This is a genomic window from Acetobacter estunensis (assembly GCF_011516945.1).
Lineage (GTDB): Bacteria > Pseudomonadota > Alphaproteobacteria > Acetobacterales > Acetobacteraceae > Acetobacter > Acetobacter estunensis.
Genome location: NZ_WOTH01000021.1, coordinates 21,906 through 38,310 on the forward strand (window position 1 = coordinate 21,906; position 16,405 = coordinate 38,310).

At 61.4% G+C, this 16,405-nt stretch carries 16 protein-coding genes; 5 read left to right on the plus strand and 11 right to left on the minus strand.

The window, feature by feature from the left end; translation table 11 throughout:
* The first annotated feature begins 173 nt into the window (after nt 1–173).
* Nucleotides 174–464 carry a putative quinol monooxygenase gene (locus GOB87_RS10460; RefSeq protein WP_166316326.1) on the plus strand — a complete coding sequence of 97 codons (291 nt, stop codon included), beginning with the start codon at nt 174–176 and terminating at the stop codon, nt 462–464.
* Here the strand turns inward: GOB87_RS10460 and GOB87_RS10465 are convergent.
* The 3 genes from GOB87_RS10465 to GOB87_RS10475 all read right to left on the minus strand — a co-directional run bounded on the left by GOB87_RS10465 (nt 451) and on the right by GOB87_RS10475 (nt 3,514).
* A complete protein-coding gene (locus GOB87_RS10465; protein ID WP_166316329.1) occupies nt 451–723 on the minus strand; it encodes a hypothetical protein in 273 nt (90 codons plus the stop codon). The genes GOB87_RS10460 and GOB87_RS10465 overlap by 14 nt on opposite strands.
* Before the next feature lie 7 nt (nt 724–730).
* Nucleotides 731–1,360 carry an SIS domain-containing protein gene (locus GOB87_RS10470; RefSeq protein ID WP_166316398.1) on the minus strand — a complete coding sequence of 210 codons (630 nt, stop codon included), beginning with the start codon at nt 1,358–1,360 and terminating at the stop codon, nt 731–733.
* A 99-nt stretch (nt 1,361–1,459) separates the two neighbouring features.
* Nucleotides 1,460–3,514: a glycosyltransferase family 2 protein gene (locus GOB87_RS10475; RefSeq protein ID WP_166316332.1), complete on the minus strand. Its 2,055-nt coding sequence runs from the start codon at nt 3,512–3,514 to the stop codon at nt 1,460–1,462.
* A gap of 109 nt (nt 3,515–3,623) precedes the next feature.
* Here GOB87_RS10475 and GOB87_RS10480 point away from each other — a divergent pair, with 109 nt between their 5' ends.
* Both GOB87_RS10480 and GOB87_RS10485 read left to right on the plus strand, forming a co-directional pair.
* The gene (locus tag GOB87_RS10480; RefSeq protein ID WP_166316335.1) at nt 3,624–5,075 is read left to right on the plus strand and encodes a glycosyltransferase family 4 protein; all 1,452 of its coding nucleotides are present in this window, start codon (nt 3,624–3,626) and stop codon (nt 5,073–5,075) included.
* Nucleotides 5,072–6,442, plus strand: coding sequence for a glycosyltransferase family 4 protein (locus GOB87_RS10485; RefSeq protein WP_166316338.1), 1,371 nt, complete (start codon nt 5,072–5,074; stop codon nt 6,440–6,442). Before GOB87_RS10480 ends, GOB87_RS10485 begins: the two co-directional genes overlap by 4 nt.
* Nucleotides 6,443–6,458: 16 nt before the next feature.
* Here the strand turns inward: GOB87_RS10485 and GOB87_RS10490 are convergent, their stop codons facing one another.
* A complete protein-coding gene (locus GOB87_RS10490) occupies nt 6,459–7,448 on the minus strand; it encodes an adenosine kinase (protein WP_166316341.1) in 990 nt (329 codons plus the stop codon).
* 292 nt (nt 7,449–7,740) lie between these two features.
* Here GOB87_RS10490 and GOB87_RS10495 point away from each other — a divergent pair, with 292 nt between their 5' ends.
* Nucleotides 7,741–8,448 (plus strand): bactofilin family protein, encoded by a 708-nt coding sequence (locus GOB87_RS10495; protein WP_373320667.1) that lies wholly within the window; start codon nt 7,741–7,743, stop codon nt 8,446–8,448.
* Between the two features lie 170 nt (nt 8,449–8,618).
* Here GOB87_RS10495 and GOB87_RS10500 read toward each other — a convergent pair whose 3' ends face one another.
* A complete protein-coding gene (locus GOB87_RS10500; protein WP_166316344.1) occupies nt 8,619–9,293 on the minus strand; it encodes a GcrA family cell cycle regulator in 675 nt (224 codons plus the stop codon).
* Nucleotides 9,294–9,398: 105 nt separating this feature from the next.
* Nucleotides 9,399–10,598, minus strand: a complete 1,200-nt coding sequence (gene rnd, locus GOB87_RS10505) for a ribonuclease D (protein ID WP_166316347.1) — start codon at nt 10,596–10,598, stop codon at nt 9,399–9,401.
* A 105-nt stretch (nt 10,599–10,703) separates the two neighbouring features.
* Here rnd and queF point away from each other — a divergent pair, with 105 nt between their 5' ends.
* Entirely contained in the window at nt 10,704–11,174 is a 471-nt protein-coding gene (gene queF, locus GOB87_RS10510) for a preQ(1) synthase (protein WP_166316350.1), read from the plus strand.
* A 70-nt stretch (nt 11,175–11,244) separates the two neighbouring features.
* On the opposite strand, the gene atpC is transcribed toward queF, so the two are convergent.
* From atpC to GOB87_RS10535, 5 genes are read right to left on the minus strand one after another with little or no spacing between them, the layout of a single operon-like run.
* Nucleotides 11,245–11,658: an ATP synthase F1 subunit epsilon gene (atpC, locus tag GOB87_RS10515; RefSeq protein ID WP_166316353.1), complete on the minus strand. Its 414-nt coding sequence runs from the start codon at nt 11,656–11,658 to the stop codon at nt 11,245–11,247.
* Between the two features lie 30 nt (nt 11,659–11,688).
* The gene (gene atpD, locus GOB87_RS10520) at nt 11,689–13,167 is read right to left on the minus strand and encodes a F0F1 ATP synthase subunit beta (RefSeq protein ID WP_166316356.1); all 1,479 of its coding nucleotides are present in this window, start codon (nt 13,165–13,167) and stop codon (nt 11,689–11,691) included.
* A 57-nt stretch (nt 13,168–13,224) separates the two neighbouring features.
* Nucleotides 13,225–14,106: a F0F1 ATP synthase subunit gamma gene (locus GOB87_RS10525; RefSeq protein ID WP_166316359.1), complete on the minus strand. Its 882-nt coding sequence runs from the start codon at nt 14,104–14,106 to the stop codon at nt 13,225–13,227.
* A 15-nt stretch (nt 14,107–14,121) separates the two neighbouring features.
* Complete coding sequence (gene atpA / locus GOB87_RS10530) at nt 14,122–15,657, minus strand: F0F1 ATP synthase subunit alpha (RefSeq protein ID WP_166316362.1); 1,536 nt, start codon at nt 15,655–15,657, stop codon at nt 14,122–14,124.
* Nucleotides 15,657–16,247, minus strand: coding sequence for a F0F1 ATP synthase subunit delta (locus tag GOB87_RS10535; protein WP_264805326.1), 591 nt, complete (start codon nt 16,245–16,247; stop codon nt 15,657–15,659). The genes atpA and GOB87_RS10535 overlap by 1 nt, the downstream gene beginning before the upstream one ends.
* Nucleotides 16,248–16,405: the final 158 nt, after the last annotated feature.

Consider the following 16,405-nt stretch of genomic DNA (forward strand, 5'->3'; position numbering starts at 1 on the left):
AATCCCGTATTGTCCCCAGCGATGACTTCAGATCATACGTGCCCCACGACCCAACGCCTATAAGGCGCGGCTTCTTGGCAGACCGTTTCGTCGGGTACACAGTGGGCCGCCGTTACACCGTCATTTTTGAGCGCAAACGACGCCGAAAACACGCGCCAGAGGGAGAACAGCCCATGTCACAGATCGAAGTTGTTGCAATCGTGAAGGCAAAACCCGGTCAGGCCGAAGCCGTGGCCGCAGCCATGAAGGCCTGCGAAGCGCCTTCACGCACAGAGGCAACGAACCTGTTCTATACGCCACACCGCGATCTCGACGATCCCAACACATTCATCTTCATTGAGCGCTGGGTCAGCCGTGAGGCACTCGCCGCGCACATGGAGACCCCGCACTTCAAGAAGATGGCCGCCATCATCGAGCCGCTTCTGGGCGCGCCACTGGAAGTCCACATTCTCACCCCCCTCTGAGGCGTCCCACCACGCGCCCCGCTCGCCTCCGTATGCGGCGCAGCAATGTGATGGCGAGTGGGCGCGTGCGCTCTTCCTCAAGAGCCGCACGTGCCGCCCTCAATTCGCGTTCCAGCCGCGCCATCTGCTCCTCAAGCCCGTGCGCGTGGCCCTTCAATCCTTCGACCTCACGCAACAGGCCCAGCAGACGCCGCTCCAGAAACGCCTTTTCCACCTCCGGATCGACCGGGGACAGGGCAAAGCCACTCTCGCCCGTCATGTTCGATCTAGCTGGAACGCGGGCACAACGCGCGCTCCACCAGCCCGCACACGATATGCGCCGCCGTGATGTGAAGCTGCTGGATGACCGGCGTCCACACGGAAGGGACGGCCAGCGTCACATCGCATGGGGAACCCCGCACGCCCGCATGTCCGGTGAAGGCCGCCGCCACCAGCCCTGCCTCTCGCGCCACCTCGAAAGCGCGCAGGATATTGGGGGATGTTCCTGAGGTGGTGATACCAAGGAATACGTCGCCGGGACGTCCAAGCGCCAGCACCTGCCGCGAGAAAATATCGACAAAGCCGTAATCGTTGCCAATGGCTGTCAGGCTGGAAGTGTCGGTCGTCAGCGCCACTGCGCTCAACGGACGCCGGTCATACATCAGCCGCGCCGTAAACTCGCCCGCGATGTGCTGCGCGTCCGCCGCACTTCCCCCATTGCCGGCGATCAGCAGCCGCCCTCCAGCCTCCAGCGCGGCCACGATCCGCGCGGTCATATCCAGCATGACCTCCTGCGCGGCCGCATCCTGCGCAAACGCCGCCATGGCTTCGGCAGACTGCCGGAGATAATCCGTCATGAAGCCGCGATCATCGCGCACGGCAGCGGTTGCATCTGCGTTCAGGTTCGGAGCAGTCATCTCGGGCATCGTTCTCGTTCCATGGTCGGTGCGGCGCATCCTAGAGCAAAACCATCACCAGATGGTTCTCGCACGCCGCACCCGCCGCAACCATCCGCCTCATTCATTCTCACGCAAAAGCAGAGAGTGTTCCGTCACGCGCAGGAAGGGCGATACCACCGCATCACGCCGCATCCATGCGCCCCACCGCCCGACAAGCCGCGCCGTCTCGCGCCAGTGCCGCACAATCGTCTCCGGTGTCTGCGTGGTGCCTCGTGTGCCGCCATCGACATGCGTGAGTGTGGCAAACGGCGTCCACACCACGCGTCGGCCTGCCGCGATAACGCGCAGACAAAGATCGATGTCGTTGCATGCCACCTCCAACTCCTCATCCAGTCCACCGACCTGCTCGAGTGCATCCCGATGCACCATCAGGCACGCCCCCGTCACCGCCATGAGATCGCGTTGTCGCGCAAGCTGCCCCAGATAACCCGCATCATCCGCCGCAGCCCCCCGAAGAAGATGCGCAGCACCGTCTTCTGACAGCGCAACGCCCGCGTGCTGGATCGTGTCATCAGGATAGAGCAGTCGCGCGCCCACGATCCCCACACCGGGACGCAGCGCCTGACGCACCATCTCCTCCAGCCAGTCCGGGTGACGGATGGCCACATCGTCGTTGAGCAGCAGGACCAGTTCACCCCGTGTCGCCGCCACGCCTGCGTTGTTCAGGCGTGACCAGTTGAACGGTTCATCGCATGTCAGCACCCGCACGCGTGGATCACGTGCCACATCGTCCAGAAGGCGGAGCATCTCGTCTTCCCGGCTGCCGTTGTCGAGCACTAGAACATCCAGTTCTTCCCAAGCCGTCTCATGCAGCACATCCTGCAGACACGTGCGCAGATACTCGGCACGATCACGTGTCGGAACAATGATGGACACATGCGGCCTGCGTGTCGGCAATGGATAGATCACACGCGGATGCTCTGCCCGTCCCCCGACAAGCCGCGCCTGCTCCAGCCGCAGTTCGGGCCGGTGAGACGCCAGATACCGCCGCACCAGATGCATTTCCTGCTCCGTGCCCAACCCTCTCCTGTCCGACGCGCGATGACAGGCCACGCCGGGAAAATGGACGATCCGTTCAGGTGCGATTTCTTCCGTGACAGCCAGCGCCAGCCGCAGTCGCTTTGCCGCCATGTCACCTTCCGAGGCGACAGAAAGCCAATCCTCCTGTCTCAATTCGTCCAGACGTGTTCGAGAAAAAAGACAGAAGCCATCCGTCGCCTCTCCCACAAGCAACTGATCCATGCTCCACCCGGAATGTAGCCGCGCGTCCCCACGGTCTCCCATCGCATCGATCCGATCGTCATCGGCAAAAAGGAATACGGCCTGTGGATGCGCCGCCAGTGCGTCCACGATCCGGGACAGCGCCCCATCCGCAAGCCGGTCACCCGCTTCCAGCCACCCGAAAAAAGGCGCCTCACCGGGACAGAGCGAAGCCACGTCAGGCAGAATCGGAACGATGCGCCCTTGTCCGCATGACGCGACAGATTCCCACTCCAATGCCGCCAGAACGGCAAACGAGCCCACGAGATACAGTGTCCACCCAACGTCCGAATTTGTCGCAAGAGATGCCAGCGTTGCCCGTGCTGCCGCCTCTTCTCCCGGTTGCACGCTCAGGCAGAGATCCACCGTAATTTCCGGTCTCACCACGCAGGAGCAAAGCGGCAGAGTCGCGTGCTGCAACGTCCACAGTGCATACGCACCATCGTCCCATGGGGGCGCTCCCAAGGAATAACGAAGCCGAAAGACATCGATATCTTCACGCAGTTCGGACCGTGCCGCCACATACGCGACGATTGCGGAAGGCGAGATGCACGCACGCAAATCCCGGTACTCCTCAGCCACAGGAAAACGGCCCGTCGCCGCTCTGAACACCGCCGGCCCCCATTCCGACGCGAGGACATCTGTTCCCTCATGACGCGCCCGAAACTCCGGTGAGGCCACGACCCATTCCGCGAGTTGCGCCAATCCTTTCTCATCCTGGCCGCCCCCCGGCAGAGACTTCAGACGATGTGTAAAATGCGCAAGCGCTTGCGGCTCAGGATCACGCCCAAGACCCACACGAAACACCGCCGCCACCCGCAGAATGATCTCGCGTTCCTGCCGCGCCGTCATGCGTCTGTTTTCCCTTCACGACCAAAGTGCGGAGCAAAGCATGGGTTGACGGCCTGTTGATGGTGGTGGTGGATGCCCCGATCCTGACACGCCGCCGGACACGGACCCCATGACGCGCACCTCCTCTTCCTGCACGATCTGGATCGATGTGGACGACCTGTTCCACTATGCCACGAACAACCCCAGACCAAGTGGCATCCAGCGACAGGTTTACGAAATCGTGCGTGTTGTGGAAGCCTGCGCCGCTCGCAGGGCACAGCCCCCTCATATCCGTTTCGCGCGTCGCGGGCGGAATGATCAGATGCTGGTCGAGGTGACATCTGCCGACATAGCCGCACTCTTCGCGCGCCTTGTCGGCAATTCCCCCGCACACCCGGTGCAAATCTCACAACCGCTTCGTCCGCTCCCCACACCGCCCCGAGCTTTCTCCCCCCGTCGCGTCGTGCTGGATTTTTTCGAGACGCTGCCGCCCGACCTTGGTCGCCCCCTGATCGCCGCCGGTGTGTCACAGATCCGGGTTCTGCGGCTTCTGCGCCGTCTTTTCCGTGCGCCTGCCTCACCACGGAAAGAGCCTGCCCCCGATCTCGCGTCATTACCGAGCGAGCCTTCGGTCTCTCACGCAAAAGCGGATGGCGACGTCCTCCTTATTCCCGGTGCCGCATGGTCCGATCCCCTGTTCGGTGAGCGCCTGCGCATTACCCGCGAGTGTCATGGCCTGCGTCCCGTTCTGCTGATGTACGATCTGATCCCGCTGCGCCGCCCGGAGTGGTGCCATCCTTCGCTCGTTCGGGATTTCCGTCACTGGATCGAAACGACGCTGCCCCACTGCGCCGAACTTTTGGCCATCAGCCGCACGACTGCGCAGGACGTGGAGCGCTACGCCCACGACAACGCTCTCCCTCTAACCGCTCCCATCAAGATCATTCCCATCGGCACCGGCTTTACCGGCGAAGACGCCATCGCACAGGAGCCGGACCAACTCGGCCTGCCCGCACCCGGCAGCTACGTGCTGTTCGTCTCCACGCTCGAAGCCCGGAAAAATCATGCGCTTCTCGTGCGTGTCTGGCAGCGCCTCCTGAGGGAGTTGCCGCCGGAGCAGGTACCGACACTGATTTTTGCCGGACGTGAAGGCTGGCTGGTGAGCGATTTGATGCAGGAACTTGAAACGACAAACTGGCTGGACGGCCGCGTGCGCCTCCTGCGCGACCCGAGCGATGCGGAACTGCGGCAACTCTACCGTGACTGCCTGTTCACCGTTTTTCCCTCCTTTTTTGAAGGGTGGGGCCTGCCTGTCACCGAAAGCCTGCGCATGGGCGTGCCCTGCATCGCCTCGCACGCCACAGCCATCCCCGAGGCAGGAGGCGCGTTCGCCCGCTATTTCGATCCTGACAGCGTGCCGGATGCCACGCGCGTCATCCGTGAAACGCTCCTCAACCGCGACGACCTCGCCCATTGGCGCGCTCATATCGCCCGCGACTTCCAGCCAGTGCCATGGGAAGCCACAGCCGATGCGCTGCTCGACGCCTGCCTTGCCGTCCATGCGAAAGGCGCAACGTCATGAGCCGGAAACTCTGGATCGACGCCACCGATCTGCGCGACTACCTTGACCGTCACAGCCGCCCCAGCGGCATCCAGCGCGTGGTGTTCGAACTCGGCACCGCCCTCGCCACGCTGGCGCCGGAACAAGTGCGGTTCGTTCATCGCACGGGCGGTCCGCGCCAGTATGAAACATTCGACTGGAACCGCCTCCGCGCCCGTTTCGCCACACTGACCAACACCACGCCGCGTGGTCCGATCCGCACACCCGAAACGGATGGCATTTCCTCCTTCACGCCACCTGAAGGCCGCCTTGCGCTGCTGGGCGCATCCTTACGTACACAAGCCCGCGTCTTGCAGGATATTGGCCGTGTGGGGCACCGTGCCACCGAGCGCGGCCTTCAGGCCCTGCGGCAGCGGATGTCTCGCTCCGTCACACCCGACCGCACACGCAGTCCCGGACAAGCTCTTGACACCTTGCTGCGTCCCGGCGACGCCTTTTTCGTGCCCGGTTCACCTTGGGAACTGGATGACTATGCCGACACGGTGCGCTGGCTGCGCGACGACCGACGGGTAGCCTTCGGTCTGCTCATCCACGACCTCGTCCCGCTTCTGTATCCGCAATGGTGCGATCGCGGCGTGATCCGCACCTTCACGCAATGGCACGCTACTGTGCTTCCACTGGCGGACCGTATCTTCACCACAAGCCGCGCCGTCGCAGACGACGTAACGGCCCATGCCGCACGCATCGGCATCCCCCTGCCGCACCCCGTCACACGTATCGGCATGGGTGTGTCGAACTTCCCCACTCCTCTCACGCCACGCCCTGAACGCCTTCCGCCCGCCGGAAGCTACGTGCTGTTCGTCTCCACGCTCGAAGCAAGAAAAAACCATGCCCTTCTTCTGCGCGTGTGGCGAAAGCTTCTGGACAAGCGGGGGCCGGACGCTGTGCCGACACTCGTTTTTGCCGGACGACGGGGATGGCGGGTCAATGACCTGATGCAGCAGTTGGAAAACGCCAACTGGCTGGATGGCCACATCGTGCATGTGGCCGATCCGGGCGACGGCGAACTGGCAGCGCTTTATGATGGCTGTCTGTTCACGCTCTTCCCTTCACTGGCGGAAGGATGGGGGCTGCCCGTCACCGAAAGCCTTACCTTCGGACAGCCCTGCCTTGCTTCCAGCACAACCGCCATGCCCGAAGCCGGTGGCATGTTCACGCGGCATTTCGATCCTGAAGACGCACATGATGCGTTGCGACAGATCGAAGCCCTGCTCGACGCCCCCAAAGGACTTGCTCAGTGGCGCCGCCGCATCCGCGCGGAGTTCACCCCGCCATCATGGCGCGATTGCGCCGCACGGGTTCTTTCAGGGTTCGGTCTTTCGCCCTGAACCCTGAAAAGGTTTCTCAGAAACCCGCGTCTTTCCACGGATTCGCCAGTGGACGTGCGCCGTAATGCGAGATCACTTCGGCTGCTGCGACCGAAGCCAACCGCCCGCATTCCTCAAGCGTGCGTTCGGACGTCAACCCGGCGAGGAAGCCTGCCGCATAGGCATCTCCGGCTCCTGTGGTGTCCACCACCTGTGTCGGGACCGGGGAAACAACGATCTTCTCGCCACCCCGGATAATGACGCTGCCCTTCTCCGAGCGTGTGAGGGCCGCGAACTTTGTGTCCTGCGCCACATGACGCGCGGCCGTGTCGAAACTCTCCGTCTGATAAAGCGCGCAGATTTCGTTTTCGTTGGCGAACAGGATGTCGATATGCCCGCGTACGAGATCGAGGAACGCCTCGCGATGACGTCCCACGCAGAACGGATCGGACAAAGACAGCGCCACCTGACGCCCTGCCTTATGCGCCAGCGTCGCGGCGCGACGGAACGCTTCCTGCGCATGCGGCGGATCGAAGAGATAACCTTCAAGGTAGACGATGGAAGAGGCTGCGATGATATCGGGCAAGACATCTTCAGGTGTGAACTCGGTGCATGCGCCCAGATAGGTGTTCATCGTACGCTGCCCGTCGGGCGTCACCAGCACGAGACAACTCGCCGTGGAGAGATTTTTGTTCATGCGCCCGTCCAATGGAGCGGACGGGAACGTGATGCCGCATTCACGCAGATCATCGGCAAACGCCTCGCCGGCCGCATCGCCCGCCACCTTGCCGAGATACGCCACGCGCGCACCGAGCTGCGCTGCCACGGCACAGGTATTGGCCGCCGAACCGCCGCCCGTCTGCTGCTGCACATGGATCAGTTCGCGCAGGCTTTTTTCACGGTCCGTATCGATCAGCGTCATGCTGCCCGGCACAAGTCCCTGCTCACTGAGGAACTCGGGCTCGACCTTTGCCAGCACATCCGTGATGGCATTTCCGATGCCGCAGAGGTCGTAGAGAATGCTCATATGCGTCTTCCGATGATGAATGCTGCCTTCCTCTATCCGCTTGCAGCCCATCCCGTCCATGGCGCGGCAGAAGGACACTTAACGTCTTCATCGCAAAAACCTGCGGAAAACCGCCACAAAATTGCTCGCTGCCGCTTGTCGTGACAATCCTTATGCGTATAACCGTGTAACGAACAGAGTCGATGTCAGAGAGACGCAGTGAGGGTTCCAGAAGGATCTTCGCAATCGCTGTACGTCGATGGTCCGGCCACCTGTGTGGCCCTCAATTCCAGAGTGACGGGGTTCCTTCTTGCTGTTCAAGAGACACAAACCTGACACCTCCAGCACGGCCGCCAAGGGTCAGGCCACCCCGTCTCCGAAGACGGACAGCGTCCGGCCCGCAACATCCGGCAAGCCGGAGGGCGCCTCCACCACGACGCCATCAAGTGGACACGGTTCCATCTTCCCTTCGGGGCGTCCGGCCGCAACGCCTGCCGGTCAGGCTGGCACCATCACACCATCAAAGGATTCCGCAAGCATGGGTCGCGCTCCCTTTCCTCCGACTCCCGGCACTCCCGCAACGGGGCCGACGCCCACAGCGGCTGCACCTCAGGGCGTCATGCCCGGCCAGCGTCCTTCGGCCGTACACGCTCCGCGTGACGACCGCCGCACACTGGTTGTGGGCCGTGGCATCAGCGTTCAGGGCTCCGTGCAGGACGCCGAGCGTCTGGTTGTCGAGGGCACGGTCGAGTCCAGCATGATCAATGCCAAGGAGCTTTCGGTGGCTCCGGGTGGTCTGTTCCGTGGCGGCGTCGAGGTTGAGGACGCGGAAATCGCAGGAACGGTCGACGGCACGCTCACGGTTCGTGGCAGCCTGACCGTTGCAGCCACAGGCCGTCTGCTCGGCAAGGCGACCTGCAAGCGCTTGCGTGTTGAAGACGGTGGCCAGATCACCGGTCAGCTGGAAATGCTGTCGGAAGCCGCCAAGGACAGCACTTCGCCGTCCCCGAAAGCTGACTGACGCCGATTTGCCTTCCGAATGCCGGAACAACGTCCGGCATTCGAAGCGATCGTTAGAAAAACCCGCCTCAATGGCGGGTTTTTCTATGTCATTGCTCTTAGACCAAAAAGGCGCGAACCTACGGATCCGCGCCTTGTGCCATCATTCCATAGTGTATGTGACGCAGCGACCTAACTGTCGCGCCGATCCCGCAGCTTCACGTAAGCCAGCGCCGCGTGTTCCGCGCAATACGGCTTGCCGGGCAAAGGTGTCGCGCCACAAAAATGGAACTCTGGCGTGCCCGGATCACCGATCGGCCAGCAGCAGCTTGCCCCACGCCGACGCGGCTCCACACCGCTGGTCGTAGCCGTTGGACGAAAGGCAGGACGAGATGCCGCTTTCTTTTTAGGCGCATCACTCGCCGGCTTCTCTTCAAGAGCAACATCTTCGGCAACGACCGAAACAGCGGCTTTCTTCTCCGCTACAGGCGATGGCGCAACAGGCGTAACCACTGTCTGAGCCACCTCAGCCGCCACCGAGGACACAACGGGGGCTTTCTTTACCGCCTCCTCAACCGGAGCAGCCGTTTTTTCCTCTGGCGCAGACGCTACGGGAGCCACACTTTCACCATCAGCTGGCGCTTCCGTCTTTGTCGCACGACGTGAAGATGCTTTTTTCTCACCGCTCTTCGCGGTCTTGGCATCCTGCCGACGGATTGGAGACGGGCGCGGCGGCAGGCCGAGCCTATGCGCCTTGCCCACCACCGCGTTCTTGGTGATTCCAAGCTGACGTCCGATTTCTGCCGTCGAAAGACCTTCCTGCCACAACGCCTTGAGGCGGCCTATCGTCTCGTCAGTCCATTCCATGACACGGTCTCCCAACATCGGAACGGTCGAGCCACTCCGCAATTACGGCGAACACATAGGGGTTTAACCCCGCACACTCAAGAAAGCCTTCACGGAATCCGGAGATCACGCCTCTTCCTGTCCATGGTTCAGGCAGAGCTGTCCTTTTTCCACTCCCAGCGAAAGCCGTCCCTCACACAACGCAAGCGCTTCCTTTCCAAACACTTCCGCCCGCCAGCCTGACAGAAGCGGCCCCGATGGATCGGGATCAAGCGCAAAGGCATCCAGATCATCACTGCTGGCGACAAGCTTGGGGGCGACATCGTGCCGCTCGCACTGATGCACCAGCAACACCTTCAGAAGCGCCACCAGAGCCGCGGGAGGCTTCGGACTGTCCTGCCCCTTGGCGCGCGTGGGACGTGGCAGTTCAGACTCGGGCAGGGCTTCAGCCCTTGCGATGACCTCTCGGAGTGCTGCTCCCATTTTTCCTTCGGCAAACCCACGCGACACACCGCGCACACGGGTCAGAGCCTCGACCGTGTGCGGCACGGTCGCGGCGATCTCCAGAAGGCTTTCATCTTTCAACAGCCGCTGACGGGGAATATTCGCCGCCTGGGCTTCCTCCTCACGCCATGCCGCAATGGCACGAAGGATACCCAGCATGCGCCGATTGCCCGTGCGTGCGCGCAGCTTCTCCCACTGCTTCTGCGGGTCCACACGCAACCGCGCCGGGTCCGCCATGGCGGCCTGCTCGGCCGCCACCCATTCCGTTCGACCTTCGCGTGCCAACTGCTTGACCAGCGCCTGATACACGAGCCGCAGCCACGTCACATCCGCTGCAGCATAAGCAAGCTGGGCTTCGGACAAAGGTCGCGCGGACCAGTCCGTGAAACGATGACTCTTGTCGATCGCCGCTCCCGTGAGGGCGCCGACAAGGTTGTCATACCCCACCTGATCGCCATAACCGGCCACCATGGCTGCCACTTGCGTGTCAAACACTGGCGAAGGCAGACGGTCGAAAAGATGGAGAAAGATTTCCATGTCCTGTCGGGCCGCATGGAAGACCTTCACTACATCACGGTCGTCAAACAGTTCCGCAAGCGGTGTCAGGTCAAGGCCTGGGGCCAGCGCATCGATGAGCACGACCTCTTCACGCCCGGCCACCTGAACGAGGCACAGCTCCGGCCAGTACGTGCGTTCGCGCATGAACTCCGTGTCCACTGTCACAAACGGCTCGGACCGCAAGCGGGTCACGGTGGCGGACAGATCCTCGGATGTGGTCACAAGACGAGGAGCCGGAAAACTGTGCTTCGGAGTTCTTGCCATGAGCTTCCATACACAGACAGGCCGCGAAGCGGAAGAACCTGTCGGGTTGACCCACCTTTCCACCGGTGACACATCCCCGAAAACACGTCCTGATGGAGCCGCCACATGACAACGAAAGACAACGGGACCGAGGCACTTACACAACTCGGTCGCGCCACTCCCATGCCTGCCTCGCCTGAAGAAGCCCAGCTTGAACGGGTTCCCGCTCCGCATAAAGGCACACGCTACGTCGTGCGATTCACGGCGCCGGAGTTTACCTCCCTCTGCCCAGTGACGGGACAACCCGATTTTGCGCATATCGTGATCGACTACATCCCGCGCGACTGGATCGTGGAGAGCAAGTCCCTCAAACTCTATCTCACCAGCTTCCGCAACCATGGGGCTTTCCACGAGGATTGCTCCGTCACCATCGCCAAGACACTTGTGGATCTCCTCGACCCGGAGTGGCTGAGGATCGGAGCCTATTGGTATCCACGCGGCGGCATGCCCATCGATGTCTTCTGGCAAACAGGAGCCCCGCCAGAAGGCGTGTGGATTCCAGATCAGGATGTACCGGGTTATCGAGGGCGCGGCTGACGCTCAAAGAAAAACCCCGGAGCGGTACACCGCTTCGGGGTTTTAAACTCTACCGCTATAGAAAAGTGGATCAGGGATGATTGCCGCTGCCCGCGTCGATCTCCGCCTGCACCGACTGGATTTTGGCCATGAGTCCTTCCAGACGGGCAACATCGGTCTTGTCCGCCGCACCCCAAGCCTCGGTCAATTCCTCCAGACGCGCCGTCGCCTCATCAATGGAAATTTCCGTAGCCGGCACAGCCTCATCCGCGAGAATGGTGCAGCGTGTTGGCGTCATATCCGCGAAACCACCACCCACGAAGTAGCGCTCTTTCGGCGTCTCGCCATCATACAGCGTGACAATGCCGCCACGCAGAAGGAGCATCATGGGCGCATGCTCGGGCATGGCGGCGATGTCGCCCTCCTCGCCCGGCATCACGACCATATCCACGTCGCGGGACACCAGAACCTTTTCGGGGCTGATGATTTCGACCTTGATCGGCATTCTGAACGGTCCCTTCCGACGTGCGCGGTCTTACGCCGCTTCCTTCATCTTTTCGGCCTTGGCGACTGCTTCCTCAATGGAACCAACCATGTAGAAGGCACCTTCGGGAAGATCGTCATATTCGCCAGCCACAATCGCCTTGAACGAGCGAACGGTGTCTTCGAGCGCCACCAGCTTGCCCGGTGCGCCGGTGAAGACTTCGGCCACATGGAACGGCTGCGACAGGAAGCGCTGGATACGACGCGCACGAGCAACGATCAGCTTGTCGTCTTCCGACAGTTCGTCCATGCCCAGGATCGCGATGATGTCCTGCAGTGACTTGTAGGTCTGCAGGATACGCTGCACATCACGCGCAACCTTGTAATGCTCCTCGCCCACGATCTTCGGATCGAGCGAACGCGACGTGGAATCCAGCGGATCGACCGCAGGATAGATGCCCATTTCCGCGATCGAACGATTTAGAACCGTCGTGGCATCAAGATGCGCGAAGGTCGCGGCAGGAGCCGGATCGGTCAGATCGTCAGCCGGCACGTAAACGGCCTGAACCGAGGTGATCGAACCCTTCTTCGTGGAGGTGATGCGCTCCTGCAGGGCGCCCATTTCCGTCGCCAGCGTCGGCTGATAACCAACAGCCGAAGGAATACGACCCAGCAGAGCGGACACTTCCGAACCCGCCTGCGTAAAGCGGAAGATGTTGTCCACGAAGAACAGGACGTCCTGACCTTCTTCATCGCGGAAATATTCCGCCTGCGTCAGGCCGGAGAGAGCAACACGGGCACGTGCTCCCGGCGGCTCGTTCATCTGGCCGTAGACCAGCGCCACCTTGGAACCTTCGGTGTCGCCATTCTCACCGATCTTGATGACGCCCGCGTCCTGCATTTCGTAATACAGGTCGTTGCCTTCACGGGTACGCTCACCCACACCGGCGAACACTGACACACCGCCATGGGCCTTGGCGATGTTGTTGATCAGTTCCTGAATAATAACGGTCTTGCCAACGCCAGCACCGCCGAACAGTCCGATCTTGCCACCCTTCAGGTAGGGGCAAAGCAGATCGACCACCTTGATGCCCGTAACCAGAATTTCGGACGCGGCAGCCTGATCCTCAAAAGACGGAGCCTCACGATGGATCGGAGCCCGGCGAGCCGTCTTGATCGGCCCCTGATCGTCGATGGCCTCACCGATCACGTTCATGATCCGGCCAAGAACCTCGGGACCGACAGGCACGGAAATCTGCGCACCGGTGTCAACCACTTCCTGTCCACGAACGAGACCGTCCGTGGTGTCCATGGCAATGCAACGAACCTCGTGCTCACCAATTTCCTGCGCCACTTCGAGCACCAGCGTATGTTCGCCAAGCTTCGTGTGCAAAGCGCCAAGAATCTTGGGCAGCGTGCCCTCGAACTGCACATCAACGACTGCACCACGAATTTCCGTGATACGGCCAACATTGTTCGAGGAACCCGAGGCTGAAGACTGGGCCGGGGTCTGGGTGGTGGTGTCCGACATGGGATCAGCTCCTGCGGGCAAATACGGTCTGGATGGGGCGGGATCGGATGAAGACGCTTAGAGCGCCTGTGCACCCGAAATGATCTCGATAAGTTCGTTGGTGATGTTGGTTTGACGTGTCCGGTTGTAGGTCTGGGTCAACCGGTCGATCGCCTTGCCAGCATTGCGGGTCGCGTTGTCCATGGCGGTCATGCGCGCACCTTGCTCACCAGCGGCGGATTCAAGCAGCGTTGCATAAATCTGCACCTGCAGATTACGCGGCAACAAACGCTCTAGAAGTGTCTGCTCATCTGGCTCGAACTCGTACTGGGCGGCATCCGGATCCGGCTTCGCTTCCGTCGCGTCAAGCCCCAGCGGAATCAGTTGCAGGGGGGTTGGCACCTGCGACATGACATTGCGGAACTGGTTGTAGATGACAGTGCAGACGTCAAACTCGCCATTTTCAAGACGCTTCGTGATTTTCGCGCCAAGGTCGCTTGCTGCCGAGAAAGGGATTTCCTTCCCGCCAACACCGATCACGTGATCAATGATCAGATCAGCGTAATCGCGCGAAAGAAAATCGAACCCCTTGCGTCCGACAGGAAGCAGCTTGACCGTCTTGCCTTCGGCCTGAAGGCGACGGATCGTCAGCTTTGTCGTGCGATTGATGTTCGAGTTGAAGCCACCTGCCAGACCACGATCACTCGTGATCGGAATGAGCAGATGCACACGGTCATTACCCGTGCCTGCCAGAAGCTGCGGTGCGCCATCCTGACCCGCCATCGCCCCTGCAAGCTCCCCCAGCATCTGGCGCATAGCCGCTGCGTAGGGACGTGCTGCCTCAGCATGTGACTGGGCGCGACGGAGCTTCGCCGCCGCGACCATCTTCATCGCGCTCGTGATCTTTCGCGTCGATTTGACGCTGCCGATCCGGGCGCGGAGTTCCTTTAGGGAAGCCATGAGCGATACTCGCTATCAGGCCGCAAAGCGACGGTTGAAGTCCGTCAGGAACTCACCAATCTTCGCTTCGAGATCCTTCGTCACCTGACGCTCGGTCCGCAGCGACTGAATGATGTCCTTTGCCGGACCGCGCAGTTCGCTCAGCAACTTCGTCTCCCAAGGCACCACCTGATCGACAGCGACATTGTCGATAAAGCCGCGTGTGCCAGCGAACAGGACAACCACCTGCTCTTCCCATGCCAACGGAGAAGATTCCGGCTGCTTAAGCAGTTCGACCAGACGCGCGCCGCGCGCCAACTGCTTCTGGGTCGCCGGATCGAGATCGGAAGCGAACTGCGAGAATGCGGCCATTTCACGATATTGAGCCAGTTCGAGCTTGATCTTGCCCGCAACCTGCTTCATCGCCTTGACCTGCGCGGCCGAGCCGACACGCGACACCGACCCACCGACATTCACAGCCGGACGGATGCCACGATAGAACAGATCCGTCTCAAGGAAGATCTGACCGTCAGTGATGGAAATCACATTGGTCGGGATGTAGGCGGCAACATCACCGGCCTGCGTCTCAATGACTGGCAGCGCCGTCAACGAACCCGCACCGAACTTATCGGACATCTTCGCCGCACGCTCCAGAAGACGGGAGTGCAGGTAGAACACGTCACCCGGATAAGCCTCACGTCCCGGCGGACGACGGAGCAGCAGGGACATCTGGCGATAGGCCACAGCCTGCTTGGATAGATCGTCGTAGCAGATCAGGGCGTGCATGCCGTTGTCACGGAAGAACTCACCCATCGCGCAGGCGGCATAAGGGGCCAGATACTGCAACGGAGCCGGCTCGGAAGCCGTAGCGGCCACAACGATGGAGTAAGGCATCGCGCCCTGCTCTTCCAGCGTGCGAACAAGCTGCGCCACTGTAGAACGCTTCTGTCCGATTGCTACATAGATGCAATAGAGCGACTTCTTGTCGTCACCCAGAGCATTGACGTTCTTCTGCGCAAGGATCGTATCCAGCAGAATCGCCGTCTTACCGGTCTGACGGTCACCGATGACCAGTTCGCGCTGTCCACGCCCAACCGGCACCAGCGCATCGATCGCCTTAATACCGGTCTGCATCGGCTCGCTGACCGACTGGCGAGGCATGATGCCCGGCGCCTTCACCTCGGCCGGCGTCATCTTTACATCGGTGAGCGGCCCCTTACCGTCGATCGGGTTACCGAGACCGTCAACCACACGACCCAGAAGCCCCTTGCCGACAGGCACTTCCACGACAGTGCCAGAGCGATTGACCGAGTCACCTTCACGAATTTCGACATCGGAGCCGAAAATCACGACACCGACATTGTCGTCTTCAAGGTTAAGGGCCATGCCCTTCTGACCGGCGGAGGGGAAATCCACCAACTCGCCCGCCATGACATTCTGCAGACCATAGACGCGCGCGATACCGTCGCCCACGGACAGAACCGTGCCGGTCTCGGCCGTCTCGGTCGTCGTGTCGAACGAAGCGATCTGCTGCTTGAGGATATCCGAAATCTCGGCGGGACGGATTTCCATCACGCGGCTCCCTTCATGGCATAATGCAAGCGAACAAGGCGGGATTGCAGGCTGGTGTCAACAAGACGCGGACCGACGCGCACCACGAGACCACCGAGGATCTGGGGATCGACCCGCTCATCAAGATTGACACGCGAATAACCGGCTTCGGCCAGCTTGCCCTGCAACTGGGCACGCTGCGTCGTGGTAAGCGGCTCTGCGCTGACGACTTCGGCCGTAATCTCGCCCCGACGGGCGGCAGCCACAGCCAGCACAGCCGCAAGAATCTGACGAAGGCGCGGAAGACGACGGTTGTCCGCGACCACACCCACAAAATCTCTCAGCAAGGTGTCGAAACCCTGCTTTTCCAGCACGGCAAGGACAGCCTTGCGCGAATCACGGATGTCGAGGCGTGTGTCGCTCAGAACCGTCTGAAACTCGGGCGTTTCGTCGATAAGGCGCGCCAGCATATCGACCTGAGGCAGAACCTCGTCCAGCTTGCGACGGTCCGCCGCAAGATCGTAAAGCGCAGTCGCATACCGACCCGCGAGACCACCCGTTCCGACAGGGGACCGGGCAGCGGATTGGGTACTTGTAACAGCAGTGGCCACTGTCGGCTTCTTCCTTCTGCGTTCCCCAGGGGCGTCTGCAGACGCGCTCCCGGCCCGGCTCTTTTCCGGGCCCGATAACGCGCCCGGCCGCAATTCTTAATTGACGCGGCCTCTAGCATGGAGCTTTCGGAGGCGCAACAGAACAGACAGCGCACGCA

Bases quoted from the DNA above. Each gene is read 5' to 3' on its own strand.
- GOB87_RS10460 (WP_166316326.1), top strand. From the start codon at position 174: ATGTCACAGATCGAAGTTGTTGCAATCGTGAAGGCAAAACCCGGTCAG.
- GOB87_RS10475 (WP_166316332.1), bottom strand. From the start codon at position 3,514: ATGACGGCGCGGCAGGAACGCGAGATCATTCTGCGGGTGGCGGCGGTG.
- queF (WP_166316350.1), top strand. From the start codon at position 10,704: ATGACAACGAAAGACAACGGGACCGAGGCACTTACACAACTCGGTCGC.
- GOB87_RS10470 (WP_166316398.1), bottom strand. From the start codon at position 1,360: ATGACTGCTCCGAACCTGAACGCAGATGCAACCGCTGCCGTGCGCGAT.
- atpA (WP_166316362.1), bottom strand. From the start codon at position 15,657: ATGGAAATCCGTCCCGCCGAGATTTCGGATATCCTCAAGCAGCAGATC.
- GOB87_RS10500 (WP_166316344.1), bottom strand. From the start codon at position 9,293: ATGGAATGGACTGACGAGACGATAGGCCGCCTCAAGGCGTTGTGGCAG.
- GOB87_RS10525 (WP_166316359.1), bottom strand. From the start codon at position 14,106: ATGGCTTCCCTAAAGGAACTCCGCGCCCGGATCGGCAGCGTCAAATCG.
- rnd (WP_166316347.1), bottom strand. From the start codon at position 10,598: ATGGCAAGAACTCCGAAGCACAGTTTTCCGGCTCCTCGTCTTGTGACC.
- atpC (WP_166316353.1), bottom strand. From the start codon at position 11,658: ATGCCGATCAAGGTCGAAATCATCAGCCCCGAAAAGGTTCTGGTGTCC.
- atpD (WP_166316356.1), bottom strand. From the start codon at position 13,167: ATGTCGGACACCACCACCCAGACCCCGGCCCAGTCTTCAGCCTCGGGT.
- GOB87_RS10490 (WP_166316341.1), bottom strand. From the start codon at position 7,448: ATGAGCATTCTCTACGACCTCTGCGGCATCGGAAATGCCATCACGGAT.
- GOB87_RS10480 (WP_166316335.1), top strand. From the start codon at position 3,624: ATGACGCGCACCTCCTCTTCCTGCACGATCTGGATCGATGTGGACGAC.
- GOB87_RS10485 (WP_166316338.1), top strand. From the start codon at position 5,072: ATGAGCCGGAAACTCTGGATCGACGCCACCGATCTGCGCGACTACCTT.
- GOB87_RS10465 (WP_166316329.1), bottom strand. From the start codon at position 723: ATGACGGGCGAGAGTGGCTTTGCCCTGTCCCCGGTCGATCCGGAGGTG.